The following is a 16,663-nucleotide window of genomic DNA, read 5'->3' as shown; positions in this document are numbered from 1 at the left end:
CGATAGTTGCGCGGAAATCAAGAGTATCGGCAGCTGTCATGTTTCCGCCATGGCGGATTCCGGAACCGGCACGGAGCCCGACGGGCCGTGCCACCAACCGGTGGCACGGCCCGTCAGGATGCCCCTAGCCCAGCCCGCGCCGCGCCAGCAGCGGCTCGACCCGCGGCTCGCGCCCGAGCACCGCCCGGTACGCGGCCATCGCCGGCACGCTGTCGCCCCGGGAGAGCAGCTCGCGGCGGAACAGCTCGCCGCTCTCCCGCACCGGGCGCCCGTTGCTGCCGAACCACTCCACGGTGTCCGCGTCCAGCACCTCGGACCAGAGGTAGGAGTAGTAGCCGGCGCTGTAGTCGCCGACGAACAGGTGGCTGAAGTAGCCGGTCCGGTAGCGCGGCGGCACCCCGGGCACCGCCAGTCCGGCCTCCGCCAGCACCCGGCTCTCGAACTCCGCCACGTCCGCCACCGGTTGGCCGGCCGGCCGGGTGTGCCAGGCCCAGTCCAGCACGGTCGCGGCCAGCACCTCGACCATCCGCAGGCCCTGCCCGAAGCCCTCGGCCGCCGCCAGCCGGTCCAGCAGGTGCTGCGGCAGCGGCTCCCCGGTCTCGTGGTGCCGGGCGTAGTTGGCCCGCACCTCGGGCCGGCTCAGCCACATCTCGTTGACCTGCGAGGGGAACTCCACGAAGTCCCGCGGCACCCGGGTGCCCGCCAGGCGGGGGAAGCGCACGTCGGAGAAGAGGCCGTGCAGCGCGTGCCCGAACTCGTGGAACAGGGTGCGCACCTCGTCCAGGCTGAGCAGCGCCGGGCGGCCGGGCGCCGGCTTGGTGATGTTGAGGTTGTTCACCACCACCGCCGAGCGGCCGAACAGCGCGCCCTGGGTGACCAGTTCGTCCATCCAGGCGCCGCCCCGCTTGGACGGGCGGGCGAAGAAGTCGGCCAGGAAGAGGCCCAGCGGGGTGCCGTCCGCCTCCCGCACCTCGAAGACCCGGGTGTCGGGGTGGTAGCCGCCCAGCTCACCGGTGCGCTCGGTGAAGCTGAGCCCGTAGACCAGCTCGGCGGCGTGGAAGACGCCGTCCTTCAGCACCCGCTCCAGCTCGTGGTACGGGCGCAGCTCGGCCTCGTCCAGGTCGTACTCGGCCTTCCGGACCTTCTCCGCGTAGTACGCCACGTCGTGCGGGCCGAAGTCCTCGACCCCGTCCCGCTCGGCGGCGGCCGCCAGCCGGGCCAGCTCGCGCTCCACGTTCGCCACCGAGGCCGGCACCAGCCGGGCCAGCAGCCCGGCCACCGCGTCCACCGTGCCGGCGGTCTGGTCGGCCACCACGTAGGCGGCGTGGCTGGGGTAGCCGAAGAGCCCGGCCCGCTCCGCCCGCAGCTCGGCGATCCGGGCGGCCAGCGGGCCGTTGTCGGCCAGGCCGCGGGCCAGCGTGCGCTCCAGCAGCTCGCGGCGCAGCGCCCGGTCGGTCAGCTTGGCCAGCGCGGGCTGGTTGGTGAAGTTGACCAGGGCGATCGCGTACCGGCCGTCCTGCCCGAGCTCGCGGGCGCTCTCGGCGGCCGCCGCCAGCTCGCCCTCGGAGAACCCGGCCAGCTGCTCGGGCCGGTCCACCAGCAGCGCGCCGGCCTGGTTGGCGGCCCGCAGCTGTCGGGCGAAGGTGCTCTCCGCCGCGGCCAGTTCGGCGTTCAGCTCGCGCAGCCGCCGCTGGGCCTGCTCCGGCAGCCGGGCGCCGGCCCGGACGAACTGCTCGTGGCGGCGCTCCAGCAGCCGCAGCTCCTCCGGCTCCAGCCCCAGCTCGGCACGGCGCCCGTGCACCTGGTCGAGCCGCGCGAAGAGCGCGGCGTCCAGGTGGACCGCGTCGGCGTGCGCGGCGAGCAGCGGCCGGTACTCGGCCTCCAGCTCCCGCAACCCCTCGGTGCTGACCGCCGCGGCCTGGTTGTCGAAGACCGGCTGCACCCGGCGCAGCAGCGCACCGGCCCGCTCCAGTGCGACCACCGTGTTGTCGAAGGTGGGCGGCTCCGGATCGGCCGCGATCCGCGCGGTCTGCTCCCGCTCCTCGGCCATGCCCTGGTCGAGGGCCGGCCGGTAGTGCTCCTCCGCGATCGCGGCGAACGGCGGGAGCTGGAAGGGCAGCGGGCTGGGGTCGAGGAAGGGGTTGTCCGTCATTCCGCCGACCATACGCGCAGCGTTGTCGGTCCGGGGGGATACGGTCGAGCTTGGCTGGTGCATGCCTTTCCGGACCCGAACAGGAGGTCGCGATGGTGTCCAGGATCGCCCTGGTGCCCGATCAGCACGGGCGCGGCGGCCGCCTGCAGCGCCTCGGCGAGCGCGGCGAGGCGGTCGGCGCCCCGCTGCCCGCCGCCGACCTGGCCGCCGCCGTCGCCGGGCTGGAGGCAGCCGAACAGCCGCGCTGGGTCTGGGCCTCGGCCGAATCGGGCTACGCCCCGCTGCTGCCCGCGCTGCCCCGCCCGCTCGGCCGCTGCCACGACCTGCGGCTGGTCGAGCCGCTGCTGCTGGCGCACGAGGGGCAGTGGGGCGCGGCCCGTTCGCTGGGCGCCGCCTGGTCCCGGCTGCGCGGCCTGCCGGTGCCGGCCGACCTGCCGGAGGCCGCCGCCGGCGAGGCGCAGGACTCGCTCTTCGCGCCCGACCGGCTGCAGCTGCCGCCGGGCACCGATCCGCTGGCCGCCGTGGTCGCCGTCCACGCCGACCAGCAGCGCCGGTTCGAGGCCCTGCCCGAGCCCGAGCGCGGCCGGCTGCGGCTGCTGGCCGCCGCCGAGTCGGCCGGCGCGCTGGCCGCGGCCGAGATGGCCGAGGACGGGCTGCCCTGGCGGGTCGAGGTGCACGACGCGATGCTCACCGAACTGCTCGGCCCGCGCCCGCACGTGGCCGGCGCCCAGCCCGCCCGGCTGGCCGAGCTGGCGGTGCGGCTGCAGCAGGCCCTCGGCGGCAAGCCGTTCAACCCGGACTCGCACACCCAGGTGCTCAAGGCCTTCGCCGACCAGGGCGTCCGGCTGAACTCCACCCGGCTCTGGGAGCTGCGCACGGTCGACCACCCCGCCGCCGAGCTGATGATCCGCTACAAGGAGCTGTCCCGGATCCACACCGCGCACGGCTGGGCCTGGCAGGACGCCTGGGCCCGCGGCGGCCGGTTCCGCCCCGAGTACGTGGTGGGCGGCGTGGTCTCCGGCCGCTGGGCCAGCCGCGGGGGCGGGGCGCTGCAGATCCCCCGGCTGCTGCGGCGCGCGGTGCTGGCCGATCCGGGCTGGCGGCTGGTGGTGGCCGACGCGGCGCAGCTGGAGCCCCGGGTGCTGGCCGCGCTCTCCCAGGACGCGGCGCTGGCCCGCAGCGCGGCCGGCGGCGACCTCTACCAGGCGCTGGCCGCCACCGCCTTCCAGGGCGACCGGGCGAAGGCCAAGCTCGGCCTGCTCGGCGCCATGTACGGGCAGACCAGCGGGGACATCGGGCCGCTGCTGGCCACCCTGCGCCAGCGCTACCCGAGCGCGATGGGCTACCTGGAGGCGGCCGCCCGCACCGGCGAGGACGGCGGCATCGTCCGCTCCCGGCTGGGCCGCACCTGCCCCCCGCCCTCGGACGCCTGGCTGGACCTCACCGAGGCGGCCGGCGACCCGGGCGAGCAGGGTCCGCGCTCGGCCCGCGCCCGCGGCCGGTTCACCCGCAACTTCGTCATCCAGGCCAGCGCCTCGGACTGGGCGCTGGCCCTGCTGGCGGCGCTGCGCCGAAGACTCGCCGGGCTGCCGGGCCGCCCGCACCTGGTCTTCTTCCAGCACGACGAGGTGCTCGTGCACACGCCCGCCGAGCTGGCCGACCAGGTGGTGGCCGCGGTCGCCGAGGCGGCCACCGAGGCGACGGGGCTGGTCTTCGGGCCGACTCCGGTGCAGTTCCCGATGAGCACCGCCGTGGTGGAGTGCTACGCGGACGCCAAGTGACGCCGCGCCACCCGGCGCCCCGTCAGAACTTGTTCACCTGCCGGGCGTCCTGCGCCGAGCGCACCACCTCGGCCAGCCCGGCCCCGGTGGAGGCGGTCACCACGGCCGCCACCGCGCCCTCCACGAACGGCGCGTCGACCAGCACGACCTGCTCCGGGTCGCCCAGGTCGGCCAGCACCGTGCGGGCGGTCAGCACCGCGCTGCCCAGGTCCGGCAGCACCAGCACGCCGGCCCCCTGGTCGGCCTCCCGGACCGCGGCCTCGATCAGCTCGTAGCTGGTGCCGATCCCGCCGTCCTCCAGCCCGGCGGCCACCGCCACCGGCACCCCCTCGCCCAGCTGCCCGGCCAACTCCCGCACCCCGGCGCCGAGCAGCGCGCTGTGCGACACCAGGACGATCCCCACCGTGCTCCTCATACCCAGGAGACTAACCGGCCCGCCATGCCCGGGCGTGCCGAACGAATGAGGAACGGCACCGGGGTGGCGTAGGTTCGACAGCACGGTCCGACCGACGTTCCGGGAGTCCCGCATGAAGAAGCTGATCAACTCGCCCGACACCGTGCTCGACGACACGCTCGCCGGACTCGCGGCCGCCCACCCGGAGTTGGCGGTGGATCCGGTCTCCCGGGTGGTGCGGCGGGCGGGCTCCCCGCGGCCCGGCAAGGTGGCGCTGGTCTCCGGCGGCGGCTCCGGCCACGAGCCGTTGCACACCGGCTTCGTCGGCCCCGGGATGCTGGACGCGGCCTGCCCCGGCGAGGTCTTCACCTCCCCCGTGCCGGACCAGGTGCTGGCCGCGCTGGCCGCCACCGACGGCGGGGCCGGCGCGGTGCTGGTGGTGAAGAACTACACCGGCGACGTGCTCAACTTCGCGCTCGCCGCCGAACTCGCCGGCGAGCAGGGCATCGAGGTGCACACCGTGCTGGTGGACGACGACGTGGCCGTCCAGGACTCCACCTACACCGCGGGCCGGCGCGGCACCGGCGCCACCGTGGTGGTGGAGAAGACGGCCGGCGCACTGGCCGAGCGCGGCGCCAAGGCGGCCGAGGTGGCGGCGATCGGCGAGCGCGCCAACGCCGCCTCCCGCTCCTTCGCGGTCGCGCTCACCGCCGCCACCGTGCCCGCCGCCGGCCGGCCCGGCTTCGACCTGCCGGCCGATCAGATCGAGGTCGGGGTGGGCATCCACGGCGAGCCGGGCCGCCGCCGCGAACCGCTGCGCCCGGCCCGGGAGCTGGCCGCCGAGGTGCTGGAGACCGTCCTGGCCGACCACACCCTGGTCCGCGGCGACCAGGTGATCGCCCTGCTCAACGGCCTCGGCGGGACCCCGCTGCACGAGCTCTACCTGGTCTACGGCGAGCTGGCCGCGCTGCTCGCCGACCGCGGCCTGGTGGTGGCCCGGCGGTTGGTCGGCAACTACGTCACCAGCCTGGACATGGCCGGCTTCTCGCTCACCCTGACCAAGGCCGACCAGGAGCTGCTGGACCTCTGGGACGCCCCGGTCGCCACCCCGGCCCTGCGCTGGTCCTGACCCCGTCCAGCGCCCCCCACGGAACCGACGGAGCATCAGCAATGCCCTATGCCATGGACCACGACCTGGCCGCCGCCTGGCTGCGCACCACCGCGGCCGCCGTCGAGCGGCACGAGCAGGAGCTGACCGCGCTGGACGCCGCGATCGGCGACGGCGACCACGGCAGCAACCTTCGGCGCGGCTTCACCGCCGTCACCGCGCTGCTGGACGGCCTGGCCCCGGACACCCCGCCCGGCGCCCTGCTGACCCGGGCCGGCACCACGCTGATCAGCAAGGTCGGCGGCGCGGCCGGCCCGCTCTACGGCAGCGCCCTGCGGGCCGCCGGGGCGGCGCTGCCGGAGCCGGCGGCCGACCTGACCGAGCTGGCCGCCGCGCTGCGCGCCGGGCTGGACCAGGTGCGCAAGCTCGGCGGCGCGGTGGTCGGCGAGAAGACCATGGTGGACGCCTTCGAACCGGCCGTGGCCGCCCTGGAGCGGGCCGCCTTCGACGGCTTCACGCTGCGCGAGGCGGGCGCGCTGGCCGCCGAGGCGGCGGAGGCCGGCGCCCGGGCGACCGTGCCGCTGGAGGCCCGCAAGGGCCGCGCCTCCTACCTGGGCCCGCGCAGCGTCGGCCACCAAGACCCGGGCGCCACCTCCACGGCGCTGCTCTTCCGCGCGCTGGCCGACAGCACCGCGCCCTGATCAGCGCCGGCTGACCAGCAGCAGCAGCGCGTCGTCGCCCAGCTCGCCGCCGGTGTGCGCGAGCAGGTCGGCGTAGAGGCCGGCCACCGCCTCCTCCAGCTCCGCCACCGAGCCGCCCCGGCCGGCCACCAGCGGGCCGGCCCGCCGCTCCAGCGGGTAGAACTCGCCGCCGGGGCGGCGGGCCTCGACCACCCCGTCGGTGCAGAGCACCAGCACGTCGCCGGGCTCGAACGGCTCGGTCCAGCCGCTCGGCCGGCCGATCGCCAGGCGGCCCAGGCCCAGCGGCACCCAGGGGTCGGGTGCCTCCAGCACCGTCACGGTGCCGTCCGGCGCGACCCGCAGCGGCGGCACGTGGCCGTACTGCAGCAGCTCGATCGCCCCGGGCTCGCACACCTCGGCGAAGAGCGCGGTGGTGAACTCGCCCTCCGGCACGTTGCGCAGCACGCTGGCCTCGATCCGCCGGGCCACCCCGCCCAGCTCGGGCTCGTCGTAGGCGGCCTCGCGGAAGGCGCCGAGCACCACGGAGGCGGTGCGCACCGCGCCGAGCCCCTTGCCGCGCACGTCGCCGACCAGCACCCGGGTGGCGCCGGGGGTGTCCAGGACGGAGAAGAGGTCGCCGCCGATCCGCGCCTCGTCGGCGGCCGAGGCGTACCGCACCGCCAGCCGCAGCGGCCCGACCTCCGGCTCCGGCTGGTGCAGCAGCGCCCGCTGGGCCGCCTCGGCCACCGAGCTGACGGCGGCGAAGGCGGCGGCCCGGCGCATCCGGACCTCGGCGACGTAGGCGCTGAACAGGGTGAGCACCGCGTAGGTGACCATCGACCCGACGAGGAACCGCTGGTCGTGCACCGCGGTCACGTTGTCGTACTGGTTCAGGCCGAGCAGCGCGACCAGGCCCACGGTGCAGACGCCGAGCACGCCGACGGCGGACATGGTGAGCGCCGCGACCGAGGGCACCACGGTCATCAGCGGTGCCAGGTAGCGCTCCTCCCCGGTGGCCAGGTCGGCCAGGCAGACCGCGGCGATCGCCAGCAGCGCCGGCACGGCCCGCCGCCGCCAGGAGAGGTCGCGCAGGTCCACGGCCGCCAGTGCCCGTCGGCGGCGGTCCCGGTTCAGGCCGAAGACCTCGGCATTCGACGGGACCAGGGGCGGACAGGGGCGGCGCACCTGCGAAGACTACGGCACCCGGTCTGCCCCGCCGGGCGGCTCGCGCGGCCGGCCGGGGCGGGGACGCTCCGGGTTTTCCACCGGCCAGGAGCGGCGGAGTCGTACGCCTGGTACGGGTGCGACTACCCTCTGTCGCGGATCGTGACGACCGTCACACATTTCCCGATACCCCCACCCCCTATCGAAATACCCTAGGGGGGTATGGTGTTCTCAACAGCACGGCGCCGCTCCGGCGCCCCGGAACCACGGAGGCCCCCATGGCCAGCACCATCACCTACACCGTCACCGGCATGAGCTGCGGCCACTGCGAGAAGTCCGTCAGCAGCGAGCTGTCCGCCATCGCGGGCGTGCTGGACGTCGCTGCCGACGCCAAGGCCGGCACCGTCACCGTCTCCTCCGAGCAGCCCCTGGAGGAGTCCGCGGTGCGCGCCGCGATCGACGAGGCGGGCTACGAACTGGTCGGCCAGGCCGCCTGAGCACGGCGACGGGGGGCGGCACCCCCGCCACCGCCCCCCGTACCCTCTGGAGAGAAGGAGCAGCACGATGAGCACAGCCAGTAGCACCGTCCACGCCACGGCCGGAGCCGACCGGGTCGAGCTGTCGATCGGCGGGATGACCTGCGCCTCCTGCGCCGCCCGGATCGAGAAGAAGCTCAACCGGATGGACGGCGTCGAGGCGACCGTGAACTTCGCCACCGAGAAGGCCCGGGTGGACTTCGCCCCCGGCGTCTCGGTGGACGACCTGATCGCCACCGTCGAGCGCACCGGCTACACCGCCGAGCTGCCGCCGCCGCCCGCCGCCCCGGCCCCCGAGAACAAGCCCGCCGAAGCCGTGGCGGACCCCCTGCGCGACCGCCTGCTGCTCAGCGCGGTGCTCACCCTCCCCGTGGTGCTGCTCTCCATGGTCCCGGCCCTGCAGTTCACCAACTGGCAGTGGCTCGCCTTCGCCCTCACCGGCCCGGTGGTCGCCTACGGTGGCCGGCCCTTCCACAAGGCCGCCTGGACCAACCTGCGGCACGGCGCCGCCACCATGGACACCCTGGTCTCGCTCGGCACGCTGGCCGCCTTCGGCTGGTCGGTCTGGGCGCTCTTCTGGGGCGATGCCGGGATGCCCGGCATGAAGCACCACTTCACCCTCTCGGTCAGCCGCGCCGACGCCTCCTCCACCCTCTACCTGGAGACGGCCGCCGCCGTCACCACGCTGATCCTGCTCGGCCGCTGGCTGGAGGCCCGCTCCAAGCGGCGGGCCGGCGCGGCCCTGCACGCCCTGCTCGACCTGGGCGCCAAGGACGTCGCGGTGCTCCGGGACGGCCGCGAGCTGCGCGTCCCGGTGGCCGAGCTGACCGTCGGCACCCGCTTCGTGGTCCGGCCCGGCGAGAAGATCGCCACCGACGGCACGGTGGTCGAGGGCGCCTCCGCGGTGGACGCCTCGATGCTCACCGGCGAGTCCGTGCCCGTGGAGGTCGCGGTCGGCGACCCGGTCACCGGCGCCACCGTCAACGCCGGCGGCCGCCTGGTGGTCGAGGCCACCCGGGTCGGCGCCGACACCCAGCTGGCCCGGATGGCCGAGCTGGTCGAGCAGGCGCAGAACGGCAAGGCCGCCGCGCAGCGGCTCGCCGACCGGATCTCCGCGGTCTTCGTGCCGGTGGTGATCATGATCGCGCTGGGCACCCTGGCCGCCTGGCTGCTCACCGGCGGCGGCGCCACCGCGGCCTTCACCGCGGCGGTGGCCGTGCTGATCATCGCCTGCCCCTGCGCCCTCGGCCTGGCCACCCCGACCGCGCTGATGGTCGGCACCGGCCGCGGCGCCCAGCTGGGCATCCTGATCAAGGGCCCCGAGGTGCTGGAGACCACCCGCACCGTGGACACCATCGTGCTGGACAAGACCGGCACGGTGACCACCGGCAGGATGGCGCTCACCTCCGTGCACACCGCCGAGGGCACCACCGAGGAGCAGGCGCTCCGGCTGGCCGGCGCGCTGGAGGACGCCTCCGAGCACCCGATCGCCCGGGCCATCGCCGCCGCCGCGAGCGAGCGGCTGGGCACCCTGCCGGCCGTCGAGGGCTTCGAGAACCTGCCCGGCCTCGGCGTCCAGGGCGTGGTCGACGGCCACGCGGTGCTGGCCGGCCGGGAGAGCCTGCTGGCCGACTGGGCGCAGCCGCTGACCGGCGAGCTGGCGCTGGCCAAGGCCGGCGCCGAGCAGGCCGGGCGGACCGCGGTGGCGGTCGGCTGGGACGGCGCGGCCCGCGCCGTGCTGGTGGTCGCCGACACCGTCAAGCCGAGCAGCGCCGAAGCGGTCCGCGAGCTGCGGCGGCTGGGCCTGCGCCCGGTGCTGCTGACCGGCGACCACCGCGCGGTGGCCGAGGCGGTCGCCGCCGAGGTCGGCATCCCGGCCGCGGACGTCATCGCCGAGGTGCTGCCCGAGGACAAGGTGGCCCAGGTCAAGCGCCTCCAGGGCGAGGGCCGCTCGGTGGCGATGGTCGGCGACGGGGTGAACGACGCCGCCGCCCTCGCCCAGGCCGACCTCGGCCTGGCGATGGGTACCGGCACCGACGCCGCGATAGAGGCCGGCGACCTCACCCTGGTCCGCGGCGACCTGCGGGTGGCGGCCGACGCGATCCGGCTCTCCCGCCGGACCCTGGCCACCATCAAGGGCAACCTGTTCTGGGCCTTCGCCTACAACGTGGCGGCCCTGCCGCTGGCCGCGACCGGCCTGCTCAACCCGGTGGTGGCCGGCGCCACGATGGCCTTCTCCTCGGTCTTCGTGGTCACCAACAGCCTGCGGCTGCGCCGCTTCCGCTGAACCCGCGGCACTCCCCCGAGCTCCTCGGCCTCAGCGGCCGAGGAGCTCGCCGCCGTTGCAGTGCAGGATCTCGCCGGTGATGAAGCCCGCCTCCGGGGAGGCCAGGAAGCAGACCGCCGCGGCCACCTCGCCGGTCTCGCCGATCCGGCCGAGCAGGGTGCGGGCGGCCCGGCGGGAGACCTCGGCCTCGTCCAGCCGGGGGCCGAAGAACTCGGTGCCGGCCACCGTGCCGGGCGCCACGATGTTGGCGGTGATCCCGGACGGGCCCAGCTGGGCGGCCAGGAAGTGGTTCCAGGCGTGCAGCGAGGCCTTCGCCGCGCCGAACGAGCCGGCTCCGCGCAGCGCCGCGATCGAGCTGATCGTCACCACCCGGCCCTCGCCCGGCGTCAGCCGGTCCCGCACCGACTCGGTGAGCAGCACGGCGGTCAGCACATTGCGCTCGAAGTCGCCGCGCCAGCGGGCCAGCAGCGCGTGCGGGCCGACCCCGAAGCCGGTCTCCCGGCTGCCCGCGTTGTTCACCAGCACGTCGATCCGGGCCGGCAGCACCCGCAGCGCCGCCTCCACCTCGTCCGGATCGGCCAGGTCGCAGACCAGTGGGGTCACCGAGCCGCCCAGCTCGACGGCGGCCGCCTCCAGCACCGCGCGGCGCCGGCCGACGATCACCACCTGCTCGCCCGCCTCGACGAACCGGCGGGCGATCTCCAGGCCGATCCCGGTGCCACCGCCGGTGACGACAACGTTCCTGGCCATCTCGCACTCCCGCCCTGTCCGTACCGGAATGACACGATTCCTATCACGCAGGGTCGCCGTGACTGCGGGGAGGGTGACGCCGCCGGCTCCGGCGGATTGTGATATGGGCGGTCCCCGGACCCGCAACGGAAACAGGGAGAGACAACTCACACACCCCCGACGTAACTTTGCGGGGCCTGATACGTCTTACCTTGGTGAGTGCGGCTTCATGACTGCGGAACGGCGTGCGCGTGCCACCCTCCCCCTCCGGGTGGGTCCGCGCACCCGCGGTCCGGGCCGCCGACGGGGCTCCGGCGGGCCCCGGGACGGCCGTCGTGCCAAACGGCGGTCCTCGCGCACGGCGCCGGGCACGGGACGGGGCCAGGAACGCTTTGAGCGGCCGTTCCAGGCTCCACCCGCTCCCGGGCGCCGTGCGTCGCGAGAGAGACCCGAAGGGCCCCGCTGCCAGTGGCAGCGGGGCCCTTCGGGTCTGCGGGCCGGCGTCGGTCAGCGGGCGTCGAGCGCCACGTAGTCCCGGATCGCGGTGCCGGTGTAGATCTGCCGCGGGCGGCCGATCCGGCTGGTCGGGTCGTTGATCATCTCGTGCCAGTGGGCGATCCAGCCGGGCAGCCGGCCGAGCGCGAACAGCACGGTGAACATGCTGGTCGGGAAGCCCATCGCCCGGTAGATCAGGCCGGTGTAGAAGTCCACGTTCGGGTAGAGCTTGCGCGAGACGAAGAAGTCGTCGCTGAGCGCGTGCTCCTCCAGCTTGAGCGCGATCTCCAGCAGCTCGTCCGACTTGCCGAGCTGGGCCAGCACGTCGTGCGCCAGGCCCTTGACCAGCGCGGCGCGCGGGTCGAAGGCCTTGTACACGCGGTGGCCGAAGCCCATCAGCTTGACGCCGTCCTCGCGGTTCTTCACCTTGCGGATGAAGGCGTCGACGTCGCCGCCGTCCTTCTGGATCTGCTCCAGCATCTCCAGCACGGCCTGGTTGGCGCCGCCGTGCAGCGGGCCCCAGAGCGCCGAGATGCCGGCCGAGATCGAGGCGAACTGGTTGGCGTGGCTGGAGCCGACCAGGCGCACCGTGGAGGTCGAGCAGTTCTGCTCGTGGTCCGCGTGCAGGATGAGCAGCTTGTCCAGCGCGTTGACCACGACCGGGTTGAGCTCGTAGTCCTGGGCCGGGACCGCGAAGGTCATCCGGAGGAAGTTCTCGACGTAGCTCAGGTCGTTGCGCGGGTAGACGAACGGCTGGCCGACCGACTTCTTGTAGGCGTAGGCCGCGATGGTCGGCAGCTTCGCCAGCAGGCGGACGGTCGACAGGTGGCGCTGGCCGGCGTCGAACGGGTTGTGGCTGTCCTGGTAGAACGTGGACAGCGCGCCGACCACCGAGGAGAGCATCGCCATCGGGTGGGCGTCCCGCGGGAAGCCCTGGTAGAAGCGCTTGACGTCCTCGTGCAGCAGGGTGTGCTGGGTGATCTCATTGCTGAAGCCGGCCAGCTGGTCGGCGGTCGGGAGCTCACCGTTGATCAGGAGGTAGGCGGTCTCGATGAAGCTGCCGCGCTCGGCCAGCTGCTCGATCGGGTAGCCGCGGTAGCGCAGGATGCCGTTGTCGCCGTCCACGAAGGTGATCGCGGACTTGTACGCGGCGGTGTTGCCGAAGCCGTTGTCCAGGGTGACCAGACCGGTCTGCGGGAGCAGCTTCGAGATGTCGAAGCCAGAGTTGCCGGCAGTGCTCTCCACGACGGGGTACTCGTACTCGCCGCCCTGGTACCGCAGTACTACGGCGCTTTGACTGTTCTCGCTCACGCTCTTCCTCACCGACGTAATGACGGGCCGGCCCACGGGGGGCCGCTTCGAGTGCCCTGACTCGTCCACCCTCCCCCATGCGGGAGCGGGCCGCGCACCCGGGGTGGCCCAAAAGAGCCTGCCCCTACAAAAGCCGACGCCCCAGCCCGTGCGAACCGGACAAGATCGCGGCAAGACTAGGCTGGTACATCAATTTCTTCACGTCAAGATACCCCTGTTCCGGCCCGGGACCGCACTCCGGGTTCAGCTGTTCATCCGGTGGACAACCGGTGGTCCAGTGCGGCATGGCGCCGGCCGGCGCCGACGGTGCGCACCGCCTGGCCGATCGCCCGGCGGGAGCCGACCAACACCACCAGCTTCTTGGCCCGGGTGACGGCCGTGTAGAGCAGGTTGCGCTGCAGCATGTTCCAGGCCGAGGTGGTGACCGGAATCACCACCGCCGGATACTCGCTGCCCTGCGAACGGTGGATGGTGACGGCGTAGGCGTGCTGCAGCTCGTCCAGCTCGTCGAAGTCGTACGGCACCTCCTCGTCCTCGTCGGTCAGCACGGTGAGCCGCTGCTCGTCCGTGTCCAGCGAGGTCACCACGCCGACCGTGCCGTTGAAGACGCCGTTGCGCCCCTTCTCGTAGTTGTTGCGGATCTGGGTGACCTTGTCGCCCACCCGGAAGGTACGGCCGCCGAACCGCTTCTCCGGCAGGCCCTCCCGGCCCGGGGTGACGGCCGCCTGCAGCAGGGTGTTCAGGTTCCCGGCGCCCGCCGGGCCGCGGTGCATCGGGGCCAGCACCTGCACGTCGCGCCGGGCGTCCAGGCCGAACCGGCCCGGGATCCGGCGCGCCACCACGTCCACCACCAGGCCGGCGGTGCGCTCGGTGTCGTCCTCCACGAAGAGGAAGAAGTCCGGCAGGCCGTCGGTCAGCGGCGGCTTGCCCTCGTTGATCCGGTGCGCGTTCACCACCACGCCGGACTGCTGGGCCTGGCGGAAGATCCGGGTCAGCCGGACCGACGGGATCGGGCCGCGCTCGTCCAGCAGGTCCCGCAGCACCTCGCCCGCCCCGACCGAGGGCAGCTGGTCCACATCCCCGACGAAGAGCAGGTGCGCGCCCGGAGCCACCGCCTTCACCAGCTTGTTCGCCAGGATCAGGTCCAGCATCGACGCCTCGTCCACCACCACCAGGTCGGCGTCCAGCGGACGCTCCCGGTCGTAGGCCGCCTCGCCGCCCGGCCGCAGCTCCAGCAGCCGGTGCACGGTGGCCGCCTGATGGCCGGTCAGCTCGGCCAGCCGCTTGGCCGCCCGGCCGGTCGGCGCGGCCAGCAGCACCTTGGCCTTCTTCGCCAGCGCCAGCGTCACGATCGACTTCACGGTGAAGGACTTGCCGCAGCCCGGACCGCCCGTCAGCACCGCGACCTTCTCGGTCAGCGCCAGCCGGACGGCCTGCTGCTGCTCGGGCGCCAGCTCGGTCCCGGTCCGCTCGGCCAGCCAGCCGAGCGCCTTCGCCCAGTCCACCCCGCCGAAGCCGGGCATCCGGTCGGAGTCCGAACCCAGCAGCCGCAGCAGCTGGTTGGAGAGCGACACCTCGGCGCGGTGGAACGGCACCAGGTAGACGGCGCTGATCGGCTCGCCGTCCGCCTGCTCCGGCGGCAGCACCTCGCGGACCACGCCCTCGTCGGCGACCAGCTCGGCCAGGCAGTCGATCACCAGGCCGACGTCCACCTGCAGCAGCTTCACCCCGTCCGCGATCAGCCGCTCCTCGGGCAGGTAGCAGTGGCCCTGGTCGCTGCTCTGCGAGAGCGCGTACTGCAGGCCCGCCTTGACCCGCTCCGGGCTGTCGTGCGGGATGCCGACCGCCTGGGCGATCCGGTCCGCGGTCAGGAAGCCGATGCCCCAGACGTCCGCGGCCAGCCGGTACGGCTCGTTCTTCACCACGCCGATCGAGGAGTCGGCGTACTTCTTGTAGATCCGCACGGCCAGCGAGGTGGAGACACCGACGCCCTGGAGGAAGACCATGACCTCCTTGATGGCCTTCTGCTCCTCCCAGGCCGCGGCGATCATCTTGGTCCGCTTCGGGCCCAGCCCCGGCACCTCGATCAGCCGCTCGGCCTGCTCCTCGATCACGGTCAGCGTGTCGATCCCGAAGTGGCCGACGATCCGCTCCGCGAACTTCGGGCCGATCCCCTTGATCAGGCCCGAGCCCAGGTACCGCTGGATGCCCTGCACGGTGGCCGGCAGGACGGTGGTGTAGTTCTCCACCGTGAACTGCCGCCCGTACTGCGGGTGCGACCCCCAGCGGCCGTGCAGCCGCAGCGACTCGCCGACCTGCGCGCCCAGCAGCGCCCCCACCACCGTCAGCAGCTCGCCCCCGCCGCGGCCGGTGTCGACCCGGGCCACCGTGTAGCCGGTCTCTTCGTTGGCGTAGGTGATCCGCTCCAGCACGCCCTCCAGCTGGGCCAGCTGCCGAGGGACGCCGGCCTGGGTCTGCTGCCCGCTCATCCGGGCTCCCCTCTGACGGTGCGCGCCTTGCGTGATGAACGCTACCGCTCCGTGCCGACAGGCCCGCCGCGATTGTCGGTACCCGCGGGCAGGGCTGACGATGACAGGAGGGAAACGATTCCGACCGAAGCGGGCGACACCATGCTGACCACCGAATTCGTGCCCGGCGCTCCCAACTGGATCGACCTCGGCAGCCCCGATCCCGCGGCCTCCCAGGACTTCTACGGCCGCCTGTTCGGCTGGACCTTCAGCACCGCCGGCCCCGACGCCGGCGGCTACGGCTTCTTCCGCCTCGGCGAGCGGACGGTCGCCGCGCTCGGCCCGCTCACCGAGGAGGGGGCCTCGGCGGCCTGGACGGTCTACTTCCGCACCGACGACGCCGAACGGACGGCGCAGCTCGTCACCCGGGCCGGCGGCGGAGTCCACTTCGGGCCGGTCGACGTCTTCACCGCCGGGTGGATGGCCGGCTTCACCGACCCCACCGGCGCCCGCTTCGCGGTCTGGCAGCCCGGCTCCACCAAGGGCCTGGAAGCCGTCACCGAGACCGGCACGCTCTGCTGGACCGAACTGCACACCACCGGCCCGGAGCTGGCCAAGCCGTTCTACCGGGCCGTCTTCGACTGGCTCGAACAGGACGTGCCGTTCGGCGACTTCACGTACACCGTGATCTCCCCGACCGGCGGCGGCACCGACTCGAGCCAGGGCGGGATCGCCGCCCTGGTCGACGAGGACCTGAGCGCGCACACCGGCTCCTACTGGCTGCCCTACTTCGAGGTGGCGGACGTGGACACGGCCCTCGCCACGGCGCTGGAGCTGGGCGGCCAGGCCCGCGGCGAGGTGGTCGAGGAGCCCGGGGTCGGGCGGTTCGTGCAGCTCACCGACCCGCACGGCGCCGCGTTCTCGGTGATCACCAGCCTGCCGGCGGGCAGCTGAGCCGGCGGGCGGCTCACTAGGCTGAGCGGCATGAACGATCTGATCATCCGCCCGGCCACCCGCGAGGACATCCCCGCGATCGTGGCCCTGCTGGCCGAGGACGCCAAGGGCGCCACCCGGGAGACTCCCGAGGACCTGACGCCCTACCACGCCGCCTTCGACCGCCTGGAGGCCGATCCCCACCAGCACCCGACCGTCGCCGAGCGGGACGGCGAGGTGGTCGGCACGCTCCAGCTCTCCGTGATCCCCGGGCTCTCCCGGGCCGGCACCACCCGGACGATCATCGAGGCGGTGCGGATCAAGGCCGCCGAGCGCGGCAACGGCCTGGGCACCCAGCTGATCCGGTGGGCGGTCGAGGAGTCCGGCCGGCTCGGCGCGGGCCTGGTGCAGCTGACCTCCGACAGCAGCCGGGCCGACGCGCACCGGTTCTACGAGCGGCTGGGGTTCACCGGGTCACACGTGGGATTCAAGCTGCAGCTCTGACTCTCTTCTCCGCCGAATTCCCCGGAAACGCGAAGAAGCCCCCAGCACGAATGCTGGGGGCTTCTCCTGAATGATTGTTCGGCGGCGTCCTACTCTCCCACAGGGTCCCCCCTGCAGTACC

The 16,663-nt window shown here is 73.9% G+C and carries 13 protein-coding genes; 7 read left to right on the top strand and 6 right to left on the bottom strand.

The window, feature by feature from the left end:
- Positions 1-124 precede the first annotated feature (124 nt).
- Complete coding sequence (locus ACFYNO_RS24765) at positions 125-2,152, bottom strand: M3 family metallopeptidase (protein ID WP_388016414.1); 2,028 nt, start codon at positions 2,150-2,152, stop codon at positions 125-127.
- Positions 2,153-2,244: 92 nt separating this feature from the next.
- Here ACFYNO_RS24765 and ACFYNO_RS24760 point away from each other — a divergent pair, with 92 nt between their 5' ends.
- Positions 2,245-3,933, top strand: coding sequence for a bifunctional 3'-5' exonuclease/DNA polymerase (locus tag ACFYNO_RS24760; RefSeq protein WP_388016411.1), 1,689 nt, complete (start codon positions 2,245-2,247; stop codon positions 3,931-3,933).
- A gap of 22 nt (positions 3,934-3,955) precedes the next feature.
- Here ACFYNO_RS24760 and dhaM read toward each other — a convergent pair whose 3' ends face one another.
- The gene (gene dhaM, locus ACFYNO_RS24755; protein ID WP_388016408.1) at positions 3,956-4,348 is read right to left on the bottom strand and encodes a dihydroxyacetone kinase phosphoryl donor subunit DhaM; all 393 of its coding nucleotides are present in this window, start codon (positions 4,346-4,348) and stop codon (positions 3,956-3,958) included.
- Positions 4,349-4,460: 112 nt separating this feature from the next.
- On the opposite strand from dhaM, the gene dhaK reads away from it, so the two are divergent.
- Together dhaK and dhaL are read left to right on the top strand one after the other, a co-directional pair.
- Complete coding sequence (gene dhaK / locus ACFYNO_RS24750) at positions 4,461-5,456, top strand: dihydroxyacetone kinase subunit DhaK (protein WP_388016405.1); 996 nt, start codon at positions 4,461-4,463, stop codon at positions 5,454-5,456.
- A gap of 41 nt (positions 5,457-5,497) precedes the next feature.
- Positions 5,498-6,136 carry a dihydroxyacetone kinase subunit DhaL gene (dhaL, locus tag ACFYNO_RS24745; protein ID WP_388016402.1) on the top strand — a complete coding sequence of 213 codons (639 nt, stop codon included), beginning with the start codon at positions 5,498-5,500 and terminating at the stop codon, positions 6,134-6,136.
- Here the strand turns inward: dhaL and ACFYNO_RS24740 are convergent, their stop codons facing one another.
- Positions 6,137-7,300 carry a PP2C family protein-serine/threonine phosphatase gene (locus tag ACFYNO_RS24740; protein WP_388016399.1) on the bottom strand — a complete coding sequence of 388 codons (1,164 nt, stop codon included), beginning with the start codon at positions 7,298-7,300 and terminating at the stop codon, positions 6,137-6,139.
- A gap of 257 nt (positions 7,301-7,557) precedes the next feature.
- Here ACFYNO_RS24740 and ACFYNO_RS24735 point away from each other — a divergent pair, with 257 nt between their 5' ends.
- Together ACFYNO_RS24735 and ACFYNO_RS24730 are read left to right on the top strand one after the other, a co-directional pair.
- A complete protein-coding gene (locus ACFYNO_RS24735; protein ID WP_388016396.1) occupies positions 7,558-7,776 on the top strand; it encodes a heavy-metal-associated domain-containing protein in 219 nt (72 codons plus the stop codon).
- Between the two features lie 67 nt (positions 7,777-7,843).
- On the top strand, positions 7,844-10,102 hold the full coding sequence (locus ACFYNO_RS24730) for a heavy metal translocating P-type ATPase (RefSeq protein WP_388016393.1): 2,259 nt from the start codon (positions 7,844-7,846) through the stop codon (positions 10,100-10,102).
- Between the two features lie 30 nt (positions 10,103-10,132).
- On the opposite strand, the gene ACFYNO_RS24725 is transcribed toward ACFYNO_RS24730, so the two are convergent.
- The 3 genes from ACFYNO_RS24725 to ACFYNO_RS24715 form a co-directional block, all read right to left on the bottom strand.
- Positions 10,133-10,852 carry an SDR family NAD(P)-dependent oxidoreductase gene (locus tag ACFYNO_RS24725; RefSeq protein ID WP_388016390.1) on the bottom strand — a complete coding sequence of 240 codons (720 nt, stop codon included), beginning with the start codon at positions 10,850-10,852 and terminating at the stop codon, positions 10,133-10,135.
- A 486-nt stretch (positions 10,853-11,338) separates the two neighbouring features.
- Positions 11,339-12,649, bottom strand: a complete 1,311-nt coding sequence (locus ACFYNO_RS24720) for a citrate synthase (protein ID WP_388016387.1) — start codon at positions 12,647-12,649, stop codon at positions 11,339-11,341.
- A gap of 239 nt (positions 12,650-12,888) precedes the next feature.
- The gene (locus ACFYNO_RS24715; protein WP_388016384.1) at positions 12,889-15,126 is read right to left on the bottom strand and encodes an ATP-dependent RecD-like DNA helicase; all 2,238 of its coding nucleotides are present in this window, start codon (positions 15,124-15,126) and stop codon (positions 12,889-12,891) included.
- 141 nt (positions 15,127-15,267) lie between these two features.
- On the opposite strand from ACFYNO_RS24715, the gene ACFYNO_RS24710 reads away from it, so the two are divergent.
- Complete coding sequence (locus ACFYNO_RS24710) at positions 15,268-16,059, top strand: VOC family protein (RefSeq protein ID WP_388016381.1); 792 nt, start codon at positions 15,268-15,270, stop codon at positions 16,057-16,059.
- A 30-nt stretch (positions 16,060-16,089) separates the two neighbouring features.
- A complete protein-coding gene (locus ACFYNO_RS24705; protein ID WP_388016378.1) occupies positions 16,090-16,542 on the top strand; it encodes a GNAT family N-acetyltransferase in 453 nt (150 codons plus the stop codon).
- Positions 16,543-16,663 lie beyond the last annotated feature (121 nt).

Origin of the sequence: Kitasatospora sp. NPDC006697 (genome assembly GCF_042869935.1) — a bacterium.
Taxonomy (GTDB): domain Bacteria; phylum Actinomycetota; class Actinomycetes; order Streptomycetales; family Streptomycetaceae; genus Kitasatospora.
This window is presented reverse-complemented; position numbering and strand designations above follow the sequence as displayed.